This window comes from Leifsonia sp. HAY1-4F, assembly GCF_056755275.1.
Window position 1 is genome coordinate 1 of record NZ_JBNDHX010000027.1, and the last position, 18,743, is coordinate 18,743.

Annotated in this window: 20 protein-coding genes; 17 read left to right on the top strand and 3 right to left on the bottom strand. The window is 68.0% G+C overall.

The features are described from left to right. Positions 1 to 72: 72 nt before the first annotated feature. On the bottom strand, positions 73 to 699 hold the full coding sequence (locus ACPYOG_RS07585) for an HAD family hydrolase (protein ID WP_481293660.1): 627 nt from the start codon (positions 697 to 699) through the stop codon (positions 73 to 75). A 61-nt stretch (positions 700 to 760) separates the two neighbouring features. Between ACPYOG_RS07585 and ACPYOG_RS07590 the strand changes: the two genes are divergently transcribed. From ACPYOG_RS07590 to ACPYOG_RS07650, 13 genes are all read left to right on the top strand, one after another. Beyond that, complete coding sequence (locus ACPYOG_RS07590; RefSeq protein WP_481293627.1) at positions 761 to 1,471, top strand: L-threonylcarbamoyladenylate synthase; 711 nt, start codon at positions 761 to 763, stop codon at positions 1,469 to 1,471. After that, the gene (locus ACPYOG_RS07595; protein ID WP_090036189.1) at positions 1,468 to 2,724 is read left to right on the top strand and encodes an MraY family glycosyltransferase; all 1,257 of its coding nucleotides are present in this window, start codon (positions 1,468 to 1,470) and stop codon (positions 2,722 to 2,724) included. Before ACPYOG_RS07590 ends, ACPYOG_RS07595 begins: the two co-directional genes overlap by 4 nt. Further along, positions 2,721 to 3,206 (top strand): Cg1360 family ATP-synthase-associated protein, encoded by a 486-nt coding sequence (locus ACPYOG_RS07600; RefSeq protein ID WP_481293628.1) that lies wholly within the window; start codon positions 2,721 to 2,723, stop codon positions 3,204 to 3,206. Before ACPYOG_RS07595 ends, ACPYOG_RS07600 begins: the two co-directional genes overlap by 4 nt. A gap of 172 nt (positions 3,207 to 3,378) precedes the next feature. Further along, entirely contained in the window at positions 3,379 to 4,176 is a 798-nt protein-coding gene (gene atpB, locus ACPYOG_RS07605) for a F0F1 ATP synthase subunit A (RefSeq protein WP_481293629.1), read from the top strand. A 47-nt stretch (positions 4,177 to 4,223) separates the two neighbouring features. Further along, positions 4,224 to 4,454, top strand: coding sequence for an ATP synthase F0 subunit C (atpE, locus tag ACPYOG_RS07610; RefSeq protein ID WP_090036194.1), 231 nt, complete (start codon positions 4,224 to 4,226; stop codon positions 4,452 to 4,454). A gap of 32 nt (positions 4,455 to 4,486) precedes the next feature. Then, positions 4,487 to 5,050, top strand: a complete 564-nt coding sequence (locus ACPYOG_RS07615) for a F0F1 ATP synthase subunit B (RefSeq protein WP_481293630.1) — start codon at positions 4,487 to 4,489, stop codon at positions 5,048 to 5,050. Next, positions 5,050 to 5,841: a F0F1 ATP synthase subunit delta gene (locus tag ACPYOG_RS07620; protein WP_481293631.1), complete on the top strand. Its 792-nt coding sequence runs from the start codon at positions 5,050 to 5,052 to the stop codon at positions 5,839 to 5,841. The genes ACPYOG_RS07615 and ACPYOG_RS07620 overlap by 1 nt, the downstream gene beginning before the upstream one ends. 22 nt (positions 5,842 to 5,863) lie before the next feature. After that, complete coding sequence (atpA, locus tag ACPYOG_RS07625; RefSeq protein ID WP_481293632.1) at positions 5,864 to 7,519, top strand: F0F1 ATP synthase subunit alpha; 1,656 nt, start codon at positions 5,864 to 5,866, stop codon at positions 7,517 to 7,519. A gap of 54 nt (positions 7,520 to 7,573) precedes the next feature. Continuing rightward, positions 7,574 to 8,473, top strand: a complete 900-nt coding sequence (locus ACPYOG_RS07630) for a F0F1 ATP synthase subunit gamma (RefSeq protein ID WP_481293633.1) — start codon at positions 7,574 to 7,576, stop codon at positions 8,471 to 8,473. 25 nt (positions 8,474 to 8,498) lie between these two features. Beyond that, positions 8,499 to 9,962, top strand: a complete 1,464-nt coding sequence (gene atpD / locus ACPYOG_RS07635) for a F0F1 ATP synthase subunit beta (RefSeq protein ID WP_481293634.1) — start codon at positions 8,499 to 8,501, stop codon at positions 9,960 to 9,962. A gap of 2 nt (positions 9,963 to 9,964) precedes the next feature. Then, on the top strand, positions 9,965 to 10,225 hold the full coding sequence (locus tag ACPYOG_RS07640) for a F0F1 ATP synthase subunit epsilon (RefSeq protein ID WP_090036206.1): 261 nt from the start codon (positions 9,965 to 9,967) through the stop codon (positions 10,223 to 10,225). 1 nt (position 10,226) lies between these two features. After that, the gene (locus ACPYOG_RS07645; RefSeq protein WP_481293635.1) at positions 10,227 to 10,787 is read left to right on the top strand and encodes a P-loop nucleotide/nucleoside kinase family protein; all 561 of its coding nucleotides are present in this window, start codon (positions 10,227 to 10,229) and stop codon (positions 10,785 to 10,787) included. A 2-nt stretch (positions 10,788 to 10,789) separates the two neighbouring features. After that, the gene (locus tag ACPYOG_RS07650; protein WP_481293636.1) at positions 10,790 to 11,599 is read left to right on the top strand and encodes a YaaA family protein; all 810 of its coding nucleotides are present in this window, start codon (positions 10,790 to 10,792) and stop codon (positions 11,597 to 11,599) included. Between the two features lie 365 nt (positions 11,600 to 11,964). On the opposite strand, the gene ACPYOG_RS07655 is transcribed toward ACPYOG_RS07650, so the two are convergent. Beyond that, positions 11,965 to 12,555, bottom strand: a complete 591-nt coding sequence (locus ACPYOG_RS07655) for a DNA-3-methyladenine glycosylase I (RefSeq protein WP_481293637.1) — start codon at positions 12,553 to 12,555, stop codon at positions 11,965 to 11,967. Beyond that, positions 12,552 to 13,049, bottom strand: coding sequence for a methylated-DNA--[protein]-cysteine S-methyltransferase (locus ACPYOG_RS07660; RefSeq protein WP_481293638.1), 498 nt, complete (start codon positions 13,047 to 13,049; stop codon positions 12,552 to 12,554). Before ACPYOG_RS07660 ends, ACPYOG_RS07655 begins: the two co-directional genes overlap by 4 nt. Positions 13,050 to 13,181: 132 nt before the next feature. On the opposite strand from ACPYOG_RS07660, the gene ACPYOG_RS07665 reads away from it, so the two are divergent. The 4 genes from ACPYOG_RS07665 (at position 13,182) to ACPYOG_RS07680 (ending at position 18,736) form a co-directional block, all read left to right on the top strand. Further along, positions 13,182 to 14,153 carry an aldo/keto reductase gene (locus tag ACPYOG_RS07665; protein WP_481293639.1) on the top strand — a complete coding sequence of 324 codons (972 nt, stop codon included), beginning with the start codon at positions 13,182 to 13,184 and terminating at the stop codon, positions 14,151 to 14,153. A 208-nt stretch (positions 14,154 to 14,361) separates the two neighbouring features. Next, positions 14,362 to 15,027: a TetR/AcrR family transcriptional regulator gene (locus ACPYOG_RS07670; protein WP_481293640.1), complete on the top strand. Its 666-nt coding sequence runs from the start codon at positions 14,362 to 14,364 to the stop codon at positions 15,025 to 15,027. Further along, positions 15,018 to 16,751, top strand: coding sequence for an ABC transporter ATP-binding protein (locus ACPYOG_RS07675; RefSeq protein ID WP_481293641.1), 1,734 nt, complete (start codon positions 15,018 to 15,020; stop codon positions 16,749 to 16,751). The genes ACPYOG_RS07670 and ACPYOG_RS07675 overlap by 10 nt, the downstream gene beginning before the upstream one ends. A gap of 11 nt (positions 16,752 to 16,762) precedes the next feature. Continuing rightward, complete coding sequence (locus ACPYOG_RS07680; protein ID WP_481293642.1) at positions 16,763 to 18,736, top strand: ABC transporter ATP-binding protein; 1,974 nt, start codon at positions 16,763 to 16,765, stop codon at positions 18,734 to 18,736. Positions 18,737 to 18,743 lie beyond the last annotated feature (7 nt).

Consider the following 18,743-nt stretch of genomic DNA (forward strand, 5'->3'; position numbering starts at 1 on the left):
GAGATGTGTATAAGAGACAGGGGCGTGCAGTCTTTGTGGACTCGACGGTGGGGCGGGGGGCAGGGAGAGGGGTCAGCGGGCGGCGAAGGCGTGGAGGGCGTCGAGCATGCCGTCGGTGTCGAAGCCGCCGTCGGGGCGCTTGACGAAGTGGTGGGCATGCATCCCGGCGGCACGCGCGCCCTCCACATTGGCGAGCGAGTCGTCGAACAGGATGGCGTCCGCCGCATCCACGCCGAACAGCCCGAGCGCCCGGGTGTAGATGCGGCGCTCCGGCTTCCGCGCGCCGAGCACGGCCGACACGAGGTCGTTGTCGCGCAGCACATCGACGATCTCCGGCGTCAGCACGGGGAGCGAGTCCTTGAACGGGATGGGGTTGTTCGACAGCAGCGACACCGTACCGAGCCCCGTCGCCTCGTGGAGCGCGGCGATGGCGCCGGGGATGGGCGTCATCGCGGCCTTCCGAGCCTCCTGCCACTGGGCGAGCGACAGTCGCGCGCCGGTGACCTCGGCGAACGCGTCCAGGTACTCCTCGCTGGTGGCGTACTCGCCGATCTCCGCCGCGCGCTCGTGGCCGCCCGCCCACCAGGCCGACGCGAGCCGGTATTGGCTGACACCCCCGAGCTCCGCGAGCTTGGGAAGCCGCTTGTGGAAGTCGTAGTCGTAGAGGGTCTTATCGCAGTCGAAGAAGTAGACATCCATCGCCCTCAAGTATCGTCCTCCCAGTCGGGGCGTCGGCGCCCCGGCTATCATGGGAGCCGTCATGGCTCCCATCTACGACTGCTCGGTCGACTCCGAGCTGCTCTCCGGCATGCGTCTCGCCCGTGCAGCGATCGGACGCGGCGAACTCGTCGTCATCCCCACCGACACGGTGTACGGGGTCGCGGCCGACGCGTTCAGCCCCGCCGCCGTGCAGCGCCTCCTCGATGCCAAGGGACGCGGCCGCCAGTCGCCGCCTCCCGTCCTGGTGCCCGGCATCCCGACACTCGCGGCACTCGCCGAGCGGGTGCCGGACGAAGTGGATGCGCTGGTCCGCGCCTTCTGGCCGGGCGGGCTGACCATCGTGCTCCCGGCCTCCCCGTCGCTGGTCTGGGACCTGGGGGAGACCCAGGGCACCGTCGCCCTGCGCATGCCCAAGGACACCATCGCGCTCGAACTCCTGTCGGAGACCGGCCCTCTCGCCGTGTCCTCCGCCAATCTCACGGGTCGACCGGCCGCACGCACCGCCGCGGAGGCGGAGGCGATGCTCGGCGACTCCGTCGCGGTCTACCTCGACGGCGGAGAGGCCGGTTCGGCGTACGAGCGCGTCGAGGGCAAGGACTCCTCGTCGACCATCGTGGATGCGACCGCGCTGGCGTCCGGCGCCGGAGGTCTGCGCATCCTCCGTCACGGCGTCGTATCGATCGAGCAGCTCCGCGAGGTCGTCGGCGCCGCGCTCGAGGAGCCGGCCGCCGCCGCGGACGCCCAGCCGTGACCCTTCTCCTCGCCCTCGCCCTGATCTCGGCGGTGATCACCTTCGGGATGTCGTTCGTCGTCTACAAGCTGGCCATGCGCTACCGGCTGTACCCGAAGATCCGCGCCCGGGATGTGCACACCCGCCCGACACCGCGTCTCGGCGGCGTGGCCATGTTCCTCGGCATCCTGGTCGCCTTCGGGGTGTCCTGGCTGCTCTCCAGTCAGTTCGGCGTGCTGTCGCTGATCTTCTCCGATCAGGGACCGATCCTCGCCATCCTGGGGGCGGCCCTTCTCATCGTCGTCATCGGTGTGGCCGACGACATCTGGGACCTGGACTGGATGACGAAACTCGCCGGGCAGTTCGTGGCGGCCGGTCTCGTGGCCTGGCTGGGGGTGCAGATCTACTCCCTGCCGATCGGCGGGCTGACGGTCGGCTCTCCCGTGATGTCGATCGTCATCACCCTGTTCGCGATCGTCCTGGTGATGAACGCGATCAACTTCATCGACGGCCTGGACGGACTGGTCGCCGGTGTCGCTCTCATCGCCAACGGCACGTTCCTCGTCTACACCTACCTCCTGCAGCGCGAGATCAGCCCGCAGAACTACTTCAGTCTCGCCGGCGTGATCGCCGCGATCCTGGTGGGCGCCTGTGCCGGCTTCCTGCCGCTGAACTGGCACCCAGCGAGGATGTTCATGGGGGATGCGGGCGCTCTCCTCATCGGCCTGCTCATGGCGACGTCCGCCATCTCGGTCACCGGGACGATCAATCCCGAAGCGCTGCAGACCCTGGGCAAGTCGTCGCTGGTCCCCGCCTTCATCCCGATCATCCTGCCGTTCGCAGTGCTGATCATCCCGCTGCTCGACTTCGGCCTCGCCGTCATCCGGCGACTGCGCGCCGGGAAGTCGCCGTTCAGCGCCGACCGCAAGCACTTGCACCACCGGCTGCTCGACATGGGGCACAGCCACCTGCACGCCGTGCTGATCTTCTACGCGTGGACGGCCGTGCTCTCCATCGGCTGCCTGCTGTTCTTCTTCGACCCGTACTGGATGGCGATCGTGTTCGTCGCCATCGGCCTGGTCGTCTGCACCGCCTTCACGCTCGCACCGCTCAGCCGCCGCAAGGCGAACGAGGCCGTCGCCGAGCTGACCCCGGCCGGCAGCCGCGAGGCAGCCGAGACGGCACGCTTCGACCAGCTCGATCAGGCCAGCGAGCACGTCCCGCGGCGAACCGCGCCGACCGACCACCCCGCCCTGACCGAGGAGCCCCGATGACCGAGCACCCAGACGGCGCCAGCCCCGCCCAGCCGCCGGCTCAGCCGAGCTCCACCCCGGTCCTGCGGGATGTCCTCAAGTACGGCCTCATCCTCGCCGGCATCATCGCCATCGCCGGGATGCTGCTCGGCGGCATCTTCGCCGGCTGGGTCGGCGTGAGCAGCGCCCTGATCGGCACGGCGATGGCCGCCGTGTTCCTCTCGATAACGGCGTTGAGCATCCTGATCGCCAACCGCTTCATCGGCTCCGACCTCTTCGTGGGCCTCTTCTTCGGCATCGTGCTGGGCAGCTGGATCGTGAAGTTCGTGCTCTTCCTGGTGCTCGCCATCCTCTTGCGGGATCAGCCCTGGATCAGCCCGGTCGTGCTGTTCCTGAGCCTCATCGCCGGGGTGATCGGATCCCTCGTCGTCGACATGATCGTGGCCTTCCGCTCACGGGTCCCGTACGTCAGCGACACCCGCTTGCCCGGGCAGAAGCGCTGAGCTGTATCCGATTCGTTACCCACTGAAAACTCTTGTAGAGTTACTCGTGATCCCCCGCCCAATTGCGCCATGAACATCACCGGCGCGTCACCACTGGGCGTCCACCGTTCGTCGTCGCGAGAGCCCATGGCTCGACGCCCCGAAACAGGAGATAGCGCTGTTAGCTAACGCTGTGAACCTGCTGGTCCAGGCCGCAAGCTCCGATGGAGGAAGCTTCCACGGGCCCTCGATCGATGAGTTCTTCCCGCCCACCCTCTTCTCCATCGGGGCCTTCGAGGTCAACCGGATCATGATCATCCGGTTCATCGCGGTGGCCGCCCTGGTCCTGATCTTCTGGCTCGGCACCCGCAACATGAAGCTGGTCCCCGGCCGCTTCCAGTCGCTGGTCGAGATGGGTCTCGACCTCGTCCGCGTCAACATCGCGGAGGACCTCCTCGGCAAGAAGGACGGGCGGCGCTTCCTGCCGCTGCTCACGACCATCTTCTTCATGGTCCTGTTCATGAACCTGACGGGTGTCATCCCGTTCATGAACATCGCGGGCACCTCGGTCATCGGCGTCCCGCTCGTGCTCGCCGTCGTGTCCTACATCGCCTTCATCTACGCCGGTGTGAAGAAGAACCCGAAGTCGTTCTTCAGGAACGCCCTCTTCCCGCCCGGCGTGCCGTGGCCGTTCTACATCATCGTGACCCCGATCGAGTTCTTCTCGACGTTCATCCTGCGTCCGATCACGCTCACACTGCGACTGCTCATGAACATGATCGTCGGGCACCTGCTCCTCGTCCTGTTCTTCAGCGGCACCGCGTTCTTCGTCTTCACCGTCGGCGGCGGCTGGGGCCTGCTCGGCTTCGGCACCATGGCGTTCGGCTTCGCCTTCACCTTGTTCGAGATCCTGGTCGCGGTTCTCCAGGCTTACGTCTTCGCACTGCTCGCGGCTGTCTACATCCAGCTCGCAGTCGCCGAGGAACACTAATCGGGTCGCGCATCCGCGCGGCTGACATCACGGAAGGAAACACATAAGTGGACATCGCTGCTATCTCCGGCAACATCGCCACCGTCGGATACGGCCTCGCGGCCATCGGCCCCGCCATCGGCGTCGGCATCGTGGTCGGGAAGACCATCGAGGGTGTCGCGCGTCAGCCTGAGCTCGCCGGTCGTCTCCAGGTGCTGATGTACATCGGTATCGCGTTCACCGAGGCGCTCGCGCTGATCGGTATCGCAACGTACTTCATCTTCACCGCCGGCCAGTAGTCCCTCTTTATCTCTCTTCATAAGGAGGAACGATGCTCAACGGTGTGGTGACCGCCGCAGCCGCGGCCGCTCCGAATCCGCTTTTCCCCGAGTGGTACGACATCGTCGGCTCTCTGATCTGCTTCTTCATCATCCTGATCTTCTTCTGGAAGCTCGCGCTTCCGCGAATGAGGAAGTTGCTGGATGAGCGCGCCGAGGCGATCGAAGGCAACATCGCGAAGGCCGACGAGGCGCAGCACAAGGCGGAGGCGCTCCTGGAGCAGTACACCGCCCAGCTCGCCGAGGCACGTGCCGAGGCTGCGAAGATCCGCGAGAACGCGCGGACCGACGGTCAGAAGATCGTCGCGGAAGCCCGCGACACCGCGGTGTCCGAGGCTGCTCGCGTGACGGCTCAGGCTCAGGCCCAGCTCGAGGCCGAGCGCCAGACGGCGCTCGTCCAGCTCCGTGGCGAGGTCGGCTCGCTGGCGATCGACCTCGCGTCGACCGTCGTGCGCGAGGCCCTCGACGAGGACAAGCGCGCGCAGGCGATCGTGGACCGCTTCCTGGCGGACCTCGAAGCCGACGAGACGGCTCAGAAGGCCGGGTCGGGCAACTGATGGGAAGCGCCACCAGAGAAGCACTGGCCCGATCCGTCTCGGCTCTCGCCGGCCTCGGGTCCACGGCCGATCTGGCGACGGCTGAAGACCTGTTCGCTGCAGGCCGGGTCGTCGCCGACTCGGCCCAGCTCCGTGCGGTCCTCGGCGACCCGACGGTTTCGGCAGAGGGCAAGGCGGTGCTCGTGAAGCGGGTCTTCGCCTCGCTGTCCGCGCCGGCCGTCGAGCTGCTCACCGTGGTCACCGCTCAGCGCTGGTCGACCCACGACGACCTGCTCGCCGGGATCGAGGAGCTCGGGATCCGTGCGATCGCCTCCTCCGCCCCGGGCGATGTCGACATCGTGGCCGAGCTGTTCGCCTTCGGAGGCGCCGTGACCTCCGACGCGGGCCTCGAGCTCGCGCTGCGCAGCAAACTGGCTCCGACCTCATCCAAGGTGGCCCTCGTCGAGCGCCTGCTCGGGTCGCGGGCCTCGAAGCAGACGGTCGCCATCGCGCGCCAGCTCGTCGAGCAGCCCCGCGGTCGCAGCATCCGCGAGTCGCTCCGCGCTGCCGCGCGCACTGTCGCAGCTCAGGACGGTCAGACCATCGCGACGGTCTACGCGGCGGCACCGCTTCCCCAGGCGCAGGCCGAGCGTCTGCGCTCGGTGCTCAGCGCCACTTACGGCGACCTCAAGGTCAATCAGGTCGTCGACCCCTCGATCATCGGCGGATTGCGCGTGCAGATCGGTGACGACGTCATCGATGGAAGCGTCGCGTCGCGTCTCGCCGAACTCCGGCTTCAGCTGGCGGGCTGACCGCCTCAAGATAGGAATCACCATGGCAGACACCAAGAGCAGCCCGACATCCTCCATCAGCGCTGACGACATCCGCGACGCCCTCAAGGACTTCGTCACCACGTACGAGCCCGCCTCGGCCGGGGCGACCGAGATCGGCCACGTGCTGGACGCCTCCGACGGCATCGCGCACGTCGAGGGCCTCCCCAGCGTGATGGCCAACGAGCTCATCCGCTTCTCCGACGGCACCCTGGGCCTCGCCCAGAACCTGGACGAGAACGAGGTCGGCGTCGTCGTGCTCGGCGAGTTCGACCAGGTCGTGGAGGGCATGGAGGTGACCCGCACCGGCGAGGTCCTCTCCGTCCCGGTCGGCGACGGCTACCTCGGTCGCGTGGTCGACCCGCTCGGCAACCCGATCGACGGTCTCGGCGAGATCGCCAGCGAGGGACGCCGCGAGCTCGAGCTGCAGGCGCCCGGCGTCATGCAGCGCAAGTCCGTGCACGAGCCGCTGCAGACCGGCATCAAGGCCATCGACGCGATGATCCCGGTCGGCCGCGGTCAGCGCCAGCTGATCATCGGCGACCGCCAGACCGGCAAGACGGCCATCGCGATCGACACGATCATCAACCAGAAGGCCAACTGGGAGTCGGGCGACGAGAACAAGCAGGTCCGCTGCATCTACGTCGCGATCGGCCAGAAGGGCTCGACCATCGCCTCGGTGAAGGGCGCGCTCGAGGATGCGGGCGCGATGGAGTACACGACGATCGTCGCGGCTCCTGCCTCCGACCCCGCCGGCTTCAAGTACCTCGCGCCGTACACGGGTTCCGCGATCGGCCAGCACTGGATGTACGGCGGCAAGCACGTCCTCATCGTGTTCGACGACCTGTCCAAGCAGGCCGAGGCCTACCGTGCCGTCTCCCTCCTCCTGCGCCGTCCGCCGGGACGCGAGGCTTACCCGGGCGACGTCTTCTACCTGCACTCCCGCCTGCTGGAGCGTTGCGCGAAGCTCTCCGACGAGCTCGGCGCGGGCTCGATGACCGGCCTGCCGATCATCGAGACGAAGGCGAACGACGTCTCGGCGTACATCCCGACCAACGTGATCTCGATCACCGACGGCCAGATCTTCCTGCAGTCCGACCTGTTCAACGCCAACCAGCGTCCCGCGGTCGACGTGGGCATCTCGGTCTCCCGCGTCGGCGGCGACGCCCAGGTGAAGTCCATCAAGAAGGTCTCCGGCACGCTCAAGCTCGAGCTCGCCCAGTACCGCTCGCTCGAAGCGTTCGCGATGTTCGCGTCCGACCTCGATGCGGCCAGCCGTCGTCAGCTGGCGCGCGGCGCCCGCCTGACCGAGCTGCTCAAGCAGCCGCAGTACTCGCCGTTCCCGGTGGAGGAGCAGGTCGTCTCGATCTGGTCCGGCACCAACGGCAAGCTGGACGAGGTCGCCGTCGAGGACGTCCTGCGCTTCGAGGCGGAGCTGCTGGACCACCTGCGACGCAACACCGACATCCTGGACACGCTGCGCGAGACCAACGTCCTGAGCGACGACACGGTGGCGCAGCTCGATGCGGCCGTGGATGCGTTCAAGCTCGAGTTCCAGACCGGCGAGGGCAAGCCGCTCGCCTCGGTCGGGCGCGAAGAGTTCGAGGCCATCGACGAGAAGGACGTCGACCAGGAGCGCATCGTCAAGGCCCGGCGCTGAGCGCCGTCCCGACGAGCGACTTAGGCCCAGAAAGAATCAGGTAAGAGGAGAGACATGGGAGCACAGCTTCGGGTCTACCGGCAGAAGATCAAGTCTGCCCAGACGACCAAGAAGATCACCCGTGCGATGGAGCTGATCTCCGCCTCCCGCATCCAGAAGGCGCAGGCGCGGGTCGCCGCCAGCTCGCCGTACGCCCGCGCCATCACGCGCGCGGTGTCGGCGGTGGCGACGTACTCGAACGTCGACCACGTCCTGACCACGGAGCCGGAGAAGATCGAGCGCGCAGCGATCGTCATCTTCTCGTCGGACCGCGGTCTGGCCGGGGCGTTCAACTCGAACGTGCTCAAGGAGTCCGAGAAGCTCGCCGAGCTGCTGCGCAGCCAGGGCAAGGAGGTCGTGTACTTCCTCGTCGGCCGCAAGGCGCAGGGCTACTTCAGCTTCCGGCGGCGGGCGTTCGAGCGGGTCTGGACCGGCAACACGGACAGCCCGGAGTTCGAGCAGGCGAAGGAGGTCGCCGACGCGATCCTGGAGTCCTTCCTGCGCGATGCGTCCGACGGCGGTGTGGACGAGATCCACGTCATCTACAACCGCTTCATCAGCATGCTGACGCAGGAACCGCAGGTCGTCCGCCTCCTCCCGCTGGAGGTCGTGGAGGGCCTGGAGGAGCCGGACCGCACGCAGGTCCTGCCGCTCTACGAGTTCGAGCCCGACGTGGCCACCGTCCTCGACTCGCTGCTCCCGGTCTACATCGAGAGCCGCATCTTCAACGCGATGCTCCAGTCCGCCGCCTCCAAGCACGCGGCGACGCAGAAGGCCATGAAGGCCGCCAGCGACAACGCCGACAAGCTCATCACCGACTACACGCGACTCGCCAACAACGCCCGGCAGGCGGAGATCACTCAGCAGATCTCCGAGATCGTCGGCGGCGCTGACGCGCTCAGCTCGGCCAAATGATCGTCCAACGAGAGAGATAAGAATCATGACTACCGCTACCGCCGAAGCCCAGGCTTCGACCGCGCAGCCGGCCGGTGTGGGACGCATTGCCCGTGTCACCGGTCCGGTCGTCGACATCGAGTTCCCGCACGACGCGATCCCGGGCATCTACAACGCCCTGAAGACCACGATCACGATCGGCGACCGCTCGACCGAGATCACCCTCGAGGTGGCCCAGCACCTGGGCGACGACCTGGTGCGCGCGATCGCCCTGAAGCCGACCGACGGCCTGGTCCGCGGCGGCGAGGTGCGCGACACCGGCGCCCCGATCAGCGTCCCCGTGGGCGATGTCACCAAGGGCAAGGTCTTCAACGTCACCGGTGACGTGCTCAACGGCGAACCGGGCGAGAAGATCGAGATCACCGAGCGCTGGCCGATCCACCGCCAGCCGCCGTCGTTCGACCAGCTCGAGTCCAAGACCCAGCTCTTCGAGACCGGCATCAAGGTCATCGACCTCCTCACCCCGTACGTCCAGGGCGGCAAGATCGGCCTGTTCGGCGGTGCGGGCGTCGGCAAGACCGTCCTCATCCAGGAGATGATCCAGCGCGTCGCGCAGGACCACGGTGGTGTGTCGGTGTTCGCCGGTGTCGGCGAGCGCACCCGTGAGGGCAACGACCTCATCCACGAGATGGAGGAGGCGGGCGTCTTCGACAAGACCGCGCTCGTCTTCGGCCAGATGGACGAGCCGCCGGGAACGCGTCTGCGCGTCGCCCTGTCCGCGCTGACGATGGCGGAGTACTTCCGCGACGTGCAGAAGCAGGATGTGCTGCTCTTCATCGACAACATCTTCCGCTTCACGCAGGCCGGCTCCGAGGTCTCGACGCTGCTCGGCCGCATGCCGTCCGCGGTGGGCTACCAGCCGAACCTCGCCGACGAGATGGGTGTGCTCCAGGAGCGCATCACCTCGACCCGCGGTCACTCGATCACCTCGCTGCAGGCGATCTACGTGCCGGCCGACGACTACACCGACCCCGCGCCCGCGACCACCTTCGCGCACCTGGACGCGACGACCGAGCTCTCCCGTGAGATCGCGTCGAAGGGCCTGTACCCGGCCGTCGACCCGCTGACCTCGACCTCCCGCATCCTCGACCCCCGCTACTTGGGCGAGGACCACTACCGGGTGGCGACCACGGTCAAGCAGATCCTCCAGAAGAACAAGGAGCTGCAGGAGATCATCGCGATCCTCGGTGTCGACGAGCTGTCGGAGGAGGACAAGATCACGGTGTCGCGTGCGCGCCGCATCCAGCAGTTCCTCTCGCAGAACACCTACATGGCGAAGAAGTTCACCGGCGTCGAGGGCTCGACCGTGCCGCTGAAGGAGACCATCGAGTCGTTCGATGCGATCGCCAAGGGCGAGTTCGACCACGTCGCCGAGCAGGCCTTCTTCAACGTCGGACCGATCTCCGACGTCGAGGAGAAGTGGGCGCAGATCCAGAAGGAGAACGGCTAGTCATGGCTGTTCTCACTGTCAGCGTCGTCGCGGCCGACCACGAAGTGTGGTCGGGCGAGGCGAGCATGGTCGTCGCGCGGACCGTCGAGGGGCAGATCGGTATCCTGCCCGGGCATGAGCCGCTGCTCGCCATCCTCGCCGAGGGCGAAGTGCGCGTGATCCTCAACGGGGGCGAGTCGATCACCGCCAGCGCCGACGGCGGCTTCCTCTCCGTCGAGAACAACACGGTCACCGTGGTGGCCCGTCAGGCCGAGCTGGTCTGACATGCCGGAGCAGCAGGGAGCCCCGCTGGAGCGCCAGTTCGGAGACGTCCGCGTCCCGATGCTGGTCGCGATGGCGGGGCTTCCCGGTTCCGGGAAGTCCACCATCGCGGAGATCCTCGCCGGCCGGCTCGGCGCGACGATGATCTCGGTGGATCCGATCGAGGCGTCGATCCTGCGAGCGGGCATCGACTCCGACCAGCCGACCGGGCTCGCGGCCTACCTTGTGGCCGAGACGATGGCCGAGCAGGTGCTCCAGTCGGGCCATTCCGTCGTCGTGGACGCGGTGAACGCCGTGGAGCCCGCGCGGCTGCAGTGGCGCGACCTGGCGGAGCGGTGCGGCGTGAAGCTCCGTGTCGTCGAGACCGTGTGCGCCGACCCCGAGCTGCACAGGGAGCGGCTCGCGAAGCGGACAGGGCTGGTCGCGGCGTACGCCGTTGAGCAGAACACCGACGAGTACGACGAGTGGTGGGGCGCCTGCGGCACCCTCCCGCGTGTCACCCTCGACACGTCTGCCCCGTTGGGCGAGAACGTCACCATCGCCGTGAGCTTCGTGGAGGGTTAGGCGTGCTCATCCTGCTCCCGCCCTCCGAGACCAAGAGGGACGGGGGAGCGGGGTCGCCCCTCGACCTCGACCGGCTGAGCTTCCCGTCGCTGAACCCCGTCCGACGTGAGGTCGTGGATGCGGTGGTCGCGCTGGCCGCCGACCGCGACGCTGCGATGCGGGCGCTCAAGCTGGGGCCGAAGCAGGCGGACGAGGTCGATCGCAACCGGGCCATCCCGGAGGCGCCGACGATGCGGGCGCTGGAGCGGTACACGGGCATCCTGTATGACGCGCTCGTTGCGTCATCGCTGAGCGCGGCGGAGTGGGCGGTCGCCAGCGGCTCCGTGGTGGTGCAGTCGGCGATGCTCGGACTCGTCGGCGCGGGCGACCTCGTTCCGGCCTATCGGCTGTCGTTCGACTCACGGCTGTCGGTGCAGCGCGGCGCAGCATCCCTGAAGAAGCGCTGGGCCGCTGCCGGAGCCGCCGCGCTGGCCGAGCGGGCCGACCTCGTGCTCGATCTGCGGTCCGAGGGGTATGCCGCGCTCGCGCCGCTTCCCGATCGGGAGGGCGCGCACTACATCCGCGTGCTCGCCCGGGACGAGAGCGGCCACGTCCGTGCGCTGAACCACTTCAACAAGCAGGCGAAAGGGCTTCTGGCGCGCGCCCTTCTGGAGGCGGGTGCGGCGTTCGCGACGACGGAGGAGCTGCTCCGCTGGGCCGGCTCGGAGGGCTACGAGTTGCGTCCTGCCGAGAACGGGACTCGCGACCTGAACCTCGTCGTTCCCGAGGTACGCGGCGTGCCGGGAAGCCTGATGGCCGTACTCCGGGTCTAGTGGCGGTCTCCGGGCCTAGCGGCGGTACTCCGGGTCTAGCCCCCCTATTGGGTAGGCGCGTGGCGAACTCGCGGTGGTGCCCGGAGTAAAAGTGAGATAAACTCAGGACCAAGAGAGAGGATCCCTGATCCGAGGCTGTCGGGCACGCATTCGCTGCGATCCGTACGACCTCAATAAGTCGGGCCGATGGTGTGGTGGCCGGCGCGTTCATCCCCAATGCGTCGTTTCCTTACCGGAGCGTGAAGCGCATCAATCCCGCCTGCGGTCGGGCACGAGCGGTAGCGCGTCACCAGCGAGAATCCGGTGATGGAGCCAGATCCCGCCGTCGGCCCGACTCTCTCGGTCTTTTCCCCGGGCGCGGAACCTCACGCCCGGAAGCACCCCTCCATGTGGTCGTCGACCATGCCGGTCGCCTGCATGAGCGCGTACATCGTGGTCGGCCCCACGAAGCGGAAGCCTCGCCGACGCAGTTCCTTGCTCAGCGCCGTCGATTCCGGGGTGACCGCAGGGACGTCGCCCCATCCCCGGGGCCGGCGATCCAGCGGCTCCGGCGCGAAGCTCCAGATCAGCTCCTCGAGCGGGACGTCGAGCGCGAGCACGGTCCGTGCGTTGGAGATCGTCGCCTCGATCTTCCCGCGATGGCGGATGATGCGTTCGTCCTGCAACAGGCGCTGCACATCCGCCTCCGTCATCGCAGCGACCCGCTCCGGCTCGAAGCCGAGGAACACCTCCCGGAACGCCGGCCGCCGTCGCAGGATGGTGATCCAGGACAGGCCGGCCTGGAAGCCCTCCAGGCACAGCTTCTCGTAGAGCGCCCGCGGATCGTGTTGCGGTCGGCCCCATTCCTCGTCGTGGTAGCGGCGGTACTCCGGGTCGGCCGCCGACCAGGAGCAGCGGGCGAGGCCGTCCTCGCCCACGACGAGCGCCGCGCGCACCGGTGTCGTCGTCTCGCTCATGCGGCCAGCAGGATCCCCTCGTGCTCGAGGAGCCACAGCTTCGTCGGGATGCCGTCGCCCCCGCTGTAGCCGGTGACCCGTCCGTTCGAGGACAGGACGCGATGGCAGCCGACGATGATCGGAATCGGGTTCGCCCCGACGGCTCCGCCGATGGCCCGGCCGTAGCCGGGGTGGCCGAGGGAGGCGCCGAGCTCGCCGTAGGAGACGAACGTGCCGAACTCGAGTTCGGCCAGCCGCTCCCAGACGGCCTGGCGGAAGGGCGTGCCCTGCAGGCGGATGGGGACGTCGAACACGCGGCGGGTCCCGGTGAAGTACTCGCCGAGCTGTGCGGCGGCGTCATCGAGCACGGCGGTGGTCCGCTCGGGATGGTCGTCGAGCGGCAGGTGACCCTCGCGCTCGATGGAGAGAGACGTGACGGCCGTGCCGTCGCTGGTCAGTTCGAGCCGTCCGATGGGGCTCGAGGTGCGGAGGAGATAGGCGAAGGAACTGCTCATGGGTCGACTCTAGGGCGGACCACTGACGTCCACTCGCGGGAATCGGACATCGGGGATAACTCCGCAGGGCGCCGCCCTGTGGACGGATTCACAACCCGATGACCGCCGGCCGGCGTGCCTAGACTCGACGGCATGGTGAACATCGACTACCGCACCCTCGGACCCTCCGGCCTCGTCGTCTCCACCGTCGGCCTCGGCTGCAACAACTTCGGCCGCGCGGGCACCGCGACCGAGACGCAGGAGGGCACCGATGCGGTCATCGGCGCTGCGATCGACGCCGGCGTCACGCTGTTCGACACCGCCGACATCTACGGCAAGGAGCGCGGACTCTCCGAGACGCTGATGGGCAAGGCCCTCGAAGGCAAGCGCGACACGATCGTCCTGGCGACCAAGTTCGGGATGGACATGGCCGGCGTCAACGGACCGGACTGGGGTGCCCGCGGGTCGCGCCGCTACATCCGCCTCGCCGTGGAGGGCTCCCTCCGTCGGTTGCGCACCGACTGGATCGACCTGTACCAGCTGCACCAGCCCGATCCCGTGACGCCGATCGAGGAGACGCTCGAGACCCTCGACGACCTCATCGCCGAGGGCAAGATCCGCTACATCGGCCACTCCAACCTCTCCGGCTGGCAGATCGCCGAGGCCGAGTTCACGGCGCAGCTGCACGGGCATCCGAAGTTCATCTCCGCGCAGAACGAGTACAGCCTGCTCGCGCGGGACTCCGAGCGCGAGGTGCTCCCGGCCGTGAACCGGTACGGTCTCGGCTTCCTGCCGTACTTCCCGCTCTACAACGGACTGTTCACCGGCAAGTTCAGCCGCGAGGGCGGTCCCGCCGACAGCCGGATCATGAGCGCGCGTCGATACCTTCTCGACAGTGCTCCCTGGGATCGGATCGAGCGCTACCAGGCGTTCTGCGACGAGCGCGGCGTCACCATGCTGGCCGCGACGTTCGCCTGGCTGCTGGCCCAGCCCGGCCTCACCAGCGTGATCGCCGGCGCCACCAAGCCCGAGCAGATCGTCGCGAACGCCGAGGCCGCCTCCGCCTGGACCCCCACCTCCGACGACCTCGCGGAGATCGCCGCCATCTTCCCCTCCCCGTCCTGACCCCGTCCCCGTCCTCGTCCCGTCCTCGTCCCGTCCTCGTCCCGTCCCGTCCCGTTCGGTCCCGTCCCGTTCTCGGTCCGTCCTGACGCCGAGGTGCTCGTTGTTGCACCAGACGCGCCGGGCGGGCATGCAACAATGAGCACCTCGGCAGAAGGAAGCGCGAGAAAACCGCTTGTGAGTGAGCACTCACTCCGCTTATAGTGTTCGGGTGACCGAGGATGCCGTGACCGCCGAACCGCGCACCCGCGCGCAGCCGATGCAGGCGGAGGACCGCAAGGCGATGATCGTGGATGCGGTCATCCCGCTCCTGCTCGAGCACGGCCGCAGCGTCACCTCCCGCCAGATCGCGGAGGCCGCCGGGATCGCCGAGGGCACCATCTTCCGCGCCTTCGGCGACAAGGAGACGCTGGTGCAGGCGGCGATCGAGAAGTACCTCGATCCCGAGCCGCTGCGCGAGGCGCTTCGCAGCATCGACCCGGCGCTTCCTCTGGAGCACAAGGTCCGCGCCATCCTGTACCTGCTCCGCGAGCGCTTCAACAGCGTCATGCGGATCATGCCGGTCGTCGGGCACCAGCGGCCGCCCATCCCGCAGGCGCGCGGCGAGTTCGCGGCGATCATCGCTCAGGTCCTCGAACCGGAGGCGGAGGAGCTCAATTGGCCGCCCGAGCGTGTCGCGCATCTGCTGCGGCTGCTGAGTTTCTCGTCGGCCTTCCCGGCGCTCAACGAGGGCATCGAGTTCAGCATCGACGACCTCGCCACGATGACCCTGGTCGGCATCGCGGGCTCCTCCCCGCACGTCGGCTCCCCGTTCAGCCCGGATCCCCGCATCCGTACCTCCACCCCATCCATTCCGACGGAGGCATCATGCTCCTGAGACTCCTGGGCCGGTTCCTCCGGCCGCACTGGCCGCTGCTGGTCGCGGTGATCGTCTTCCAGCTGGCCCAGTCGCTGCTCTCCCTCTGGCTGCCGACCCTCAACGCGGACATCACCGACAACGGCATCGCCAAGGGCGACACCGGCTACATCCTCTCCGTCGGCGGAGAGATGCTCGGCGTCACGCTCCTGCAGATCGCGTGCTCCATCACGGCCGTGTACTTCGGTGCGAAGGTCGCGATGCGGGTCGGCCGCGACCTGCGCGAGGCGATCTTCCACCACGTCGGCGAGTTCTCGGAGCGTGAGGTCTCGTCGTTCGGGGCGCCCTCCCTGATCACGAGGAACACGAACGATGTGCAGCAGGTGCAGATGCTGGTGATGATGACCTGCACCCTGCTCGTCTCCGCCCCGATCCTCGCCGTCGGCGGGATCGTGCTCGCGATGCGGCAGGACATCGCCCTCTCCTGGCTGATCGCGGTGAGCGTGCCGGCCCTGCTCATCGCCGTCAGCATCATCATCTCCCGCATGATCCCGCAGTTCCGCCGCATGCAGGAGCGCATCGACCGCGTGAACCGGGTGATGCGCGAGCAGCTGAGCGGCATGCGCGTGGTGCGCGCCTTCGTCCGGGAGGAGGTGGAGGTCCGCCGCTTCCGGACCGCCAACGACGAGGTGACGGAGACGGCGCTGAAGGCCGGGCGCCTGTTCGCGCTGATGTTCCCGATCGTGATGCTGGTGCTCAACGTCTCGAGCGTCGCCGTGATCTGGTTCGGTTCGTTCCGGGTCCAGGACGGCTCGCTGCAGATCGGGACGCTGACGGCCTTCCTGCAGTACCTCATGCAGATCCTGATGGGCGTGATGATGTCGACGATGATGGCCGTGCTGGTGCCGCGCGCCTCGGTCTGCGCCGACCGCATCGGCGAAGTCCTCGGCACCGAGACCTCGGTGCGCATGTCGGACACACCGGTGACCGAGGTGACGTCTCACGGAACGGTGGAGTTCGTGGATGTCGGCTTCTCGTATCCCGGCGCCGAGCATCCCGTGCTCACGGATGTCACGTTCCTCGCCGAGGCCGGTCGCACGACGGCGATCATCGGCAGCACCGGCGCCGGTAAGACGACCCTGGTGAACCTCATCCCGCGCCTGTTCGACGCCACGAGCGGCATCGTCCTGGTCGACGGAGTGGATGTGGCGGACCTCGACCCGGAGCTGCTCTGGTCGCGCATCGGCATCGTCCCGCAGAAGCCCTACCTCTTCTCGGGCACCGTCGCCTCCAACCTCCGCTACGGCAACCCGCAGGCGACCGACGAGGAGCTGTGGCACGCGCTGGAGGTGGCGCAGGCGCGAGACTTCGTCGAGGCGATGCCCGACAGGCTGGAGGCGCCGATCGCGCAGGGTGGCACGAACGTCTCCGGCGGTCAGCGCCAGCGGCTCGCGATCGCGCGGGCCCTCGTGCGCAAGCCGGAGATCTACGTGTTCGACGACTCGTTCTCGGCGCTCGACACCGCCACGGACGCGCGCTTGCGGGCGGCGCTCGCCCGGGACGTGGCGGATGCGACCATGATCGTCGTCGCGCAGCGGGTGTCCACCATCGTGGACGCCGACCAGATCATCGTCCTCGAGGACGGCCGCGTCGTCGGCCGGGGGACCCACGACGAACTCGTGCAGAGCAGCGAGACCTACGCCGAGATCGTCTCGTCGCAGCTCGCCGCCCAGGACGCGGTGTAGGGAGGCACGGGATGAGTGAGAAGACGACAGCGCCGGTCCGGCCCGCAGGCCCGCCGATGCGGCGCGGTCCCGGCGGCGGCGGCCCGTTCGGCGGGATGGCGATGCCTGTCGAGAAGTCCATGAACTTCGGCCCCAGCGCCAAGCGGCTGCTCGGCCGGCTGCGCCCGGAATGGGCTGCCCTCTCCGCAGTGACCGCGCTCGCCGTCGTGTCGGTCGCCTTCGCAGTGCTCGGCCCGAAGCTGCTGGGCAACGCGATCAACCTCGTGTTCGCGGGGGCGCTGTCCCTCGCATTCCCGAAGGGGATGACGCAGGCGCAGGCCATCGCGGCCGTGCGCGCGAAGGGGCAGACGCAGTTCGCGGACCTCCTCTCGGGAACCACGTTCACTCCCGGAGCCGGCGTCGATTTCACCGCGGTCGGCCACACCCTGCTCTGGGTGCTCGCGCTGTACGTCGCCTCGTCGCTGTTCAGCTACCTGCAGGCGTACGTCCTCAACGGCGTCACGCAGCGGACCGTGTACCGGTTGCGTGCGGACGTCGAGGACAAGCTCCACCGCCTGCCGCTGCGGTACTTCGACACCATGCAGCGCGGCGAGCTCCTCAGCCGGGTGACCAACGACATCGACAACATCTCGCAGTCGCTTCAGCAGACGATGAGCCAGCTGCTCACGTCGCTGTTGACGGTGGTGGGCGTGGTCGTCCTGATGTTCGTGATCTCGCCGCTCCTCGCCGTGATCGCGCTGATCACCATCCCGCTGACCCTCATCATCACGACGGTCATCGCGAAGCGCTCGCAGAAGCTCTTCGTCGCTCAGTGGAAGCACACCGGCGAGCTGAACGGACAGATCGAGGAGGCCTTCACCGGCCATTCGCTGGTCAAGGTGTTCGGACGGCACCGCGAGGTGGAGGCGCGCTTCCGCGAGAAGAACCAGGAGATGTACCGGGCGAGTTTCGGCGCCCAGTTCATCTCCGGCATGATCATGCCCGCGATGATGTTCGTCGGGAACCTGATGTACGTCGCGATCGCGGTCGTCGGCGGTCTGCAGGTGGCCAGCGGTGCGATGCAGCTGGGAGACGTGACCGCGTTCATCCAGTACTCCCGCCAGTTCACCCAGCCGCTCACCCAGCTCGGCTCGATGGCGAACCTGCTGCAGTCCGGAGTGGCGAGCGCCGAGCGCGTCTTCGAGCTGCTGGATGCGGACGAGCAGTCGGCCGATCCCGCCGAGCCGGAGAATCCCGAGGGCACGAAGGGGCTGCTGGCGTTCGAGGACGTGTCGTTCCGGTATGCCGAGGAGACTCCGCTCATCGAGGACCTGTCGCTGATCGCCCAGCCGGGCCAGACCGTCGCGATCGTCGGCCCGACCGGGGCAGGCAAGACGACCCTGGTCAACCTGATGATGCGCTTCTACGACCTGGACGGCGGACGCATCACCCTCGACGGCGTCGACATCGCCACGATGAGCAGGCACGACCTGCGCAGCCGGATGGGGATGGTGCTGCAGGACACCTGGCTGTTCAAGGGCACCATCCGCGACAACATCCTCTACGGCCGCCCGGATGCGACCGAGGACGAAGTTCTGGATGCTGCGCGCGCCACCTACGTCGACCGGTTCGTGCACTCGCTGCCCGACGGGTATGAGACGGTGCTCGACGATGAGGGCTCGAACCTGTCGGCGGGGGAGAAGCAGCTGCTGACGATCGCGCGGGCGTTCCTCGCACGGCCGAGCGTGCTCATCCTGGACGAGGCGACGTCGTCGGTGGACACCCGGACGGAGCTGCTCGTGCAGAAGGCGATGAGCGCGCTCCGCGCGGACCGCACGTCGTTCGTGATCGCGCACCGGCTGTCCACGATCCGGGACGCCGACCTCATCCTGGTGATGGAGGCCGGGCGGATCGTCGAGCAGGGCACCCATGCGGAGCTGCTGACCCAGGGCGGCGCGTACTACTCCCTCTACAATGCACAGTTCGCCGGAGCCGCGACTGAGTAGCGGGAGG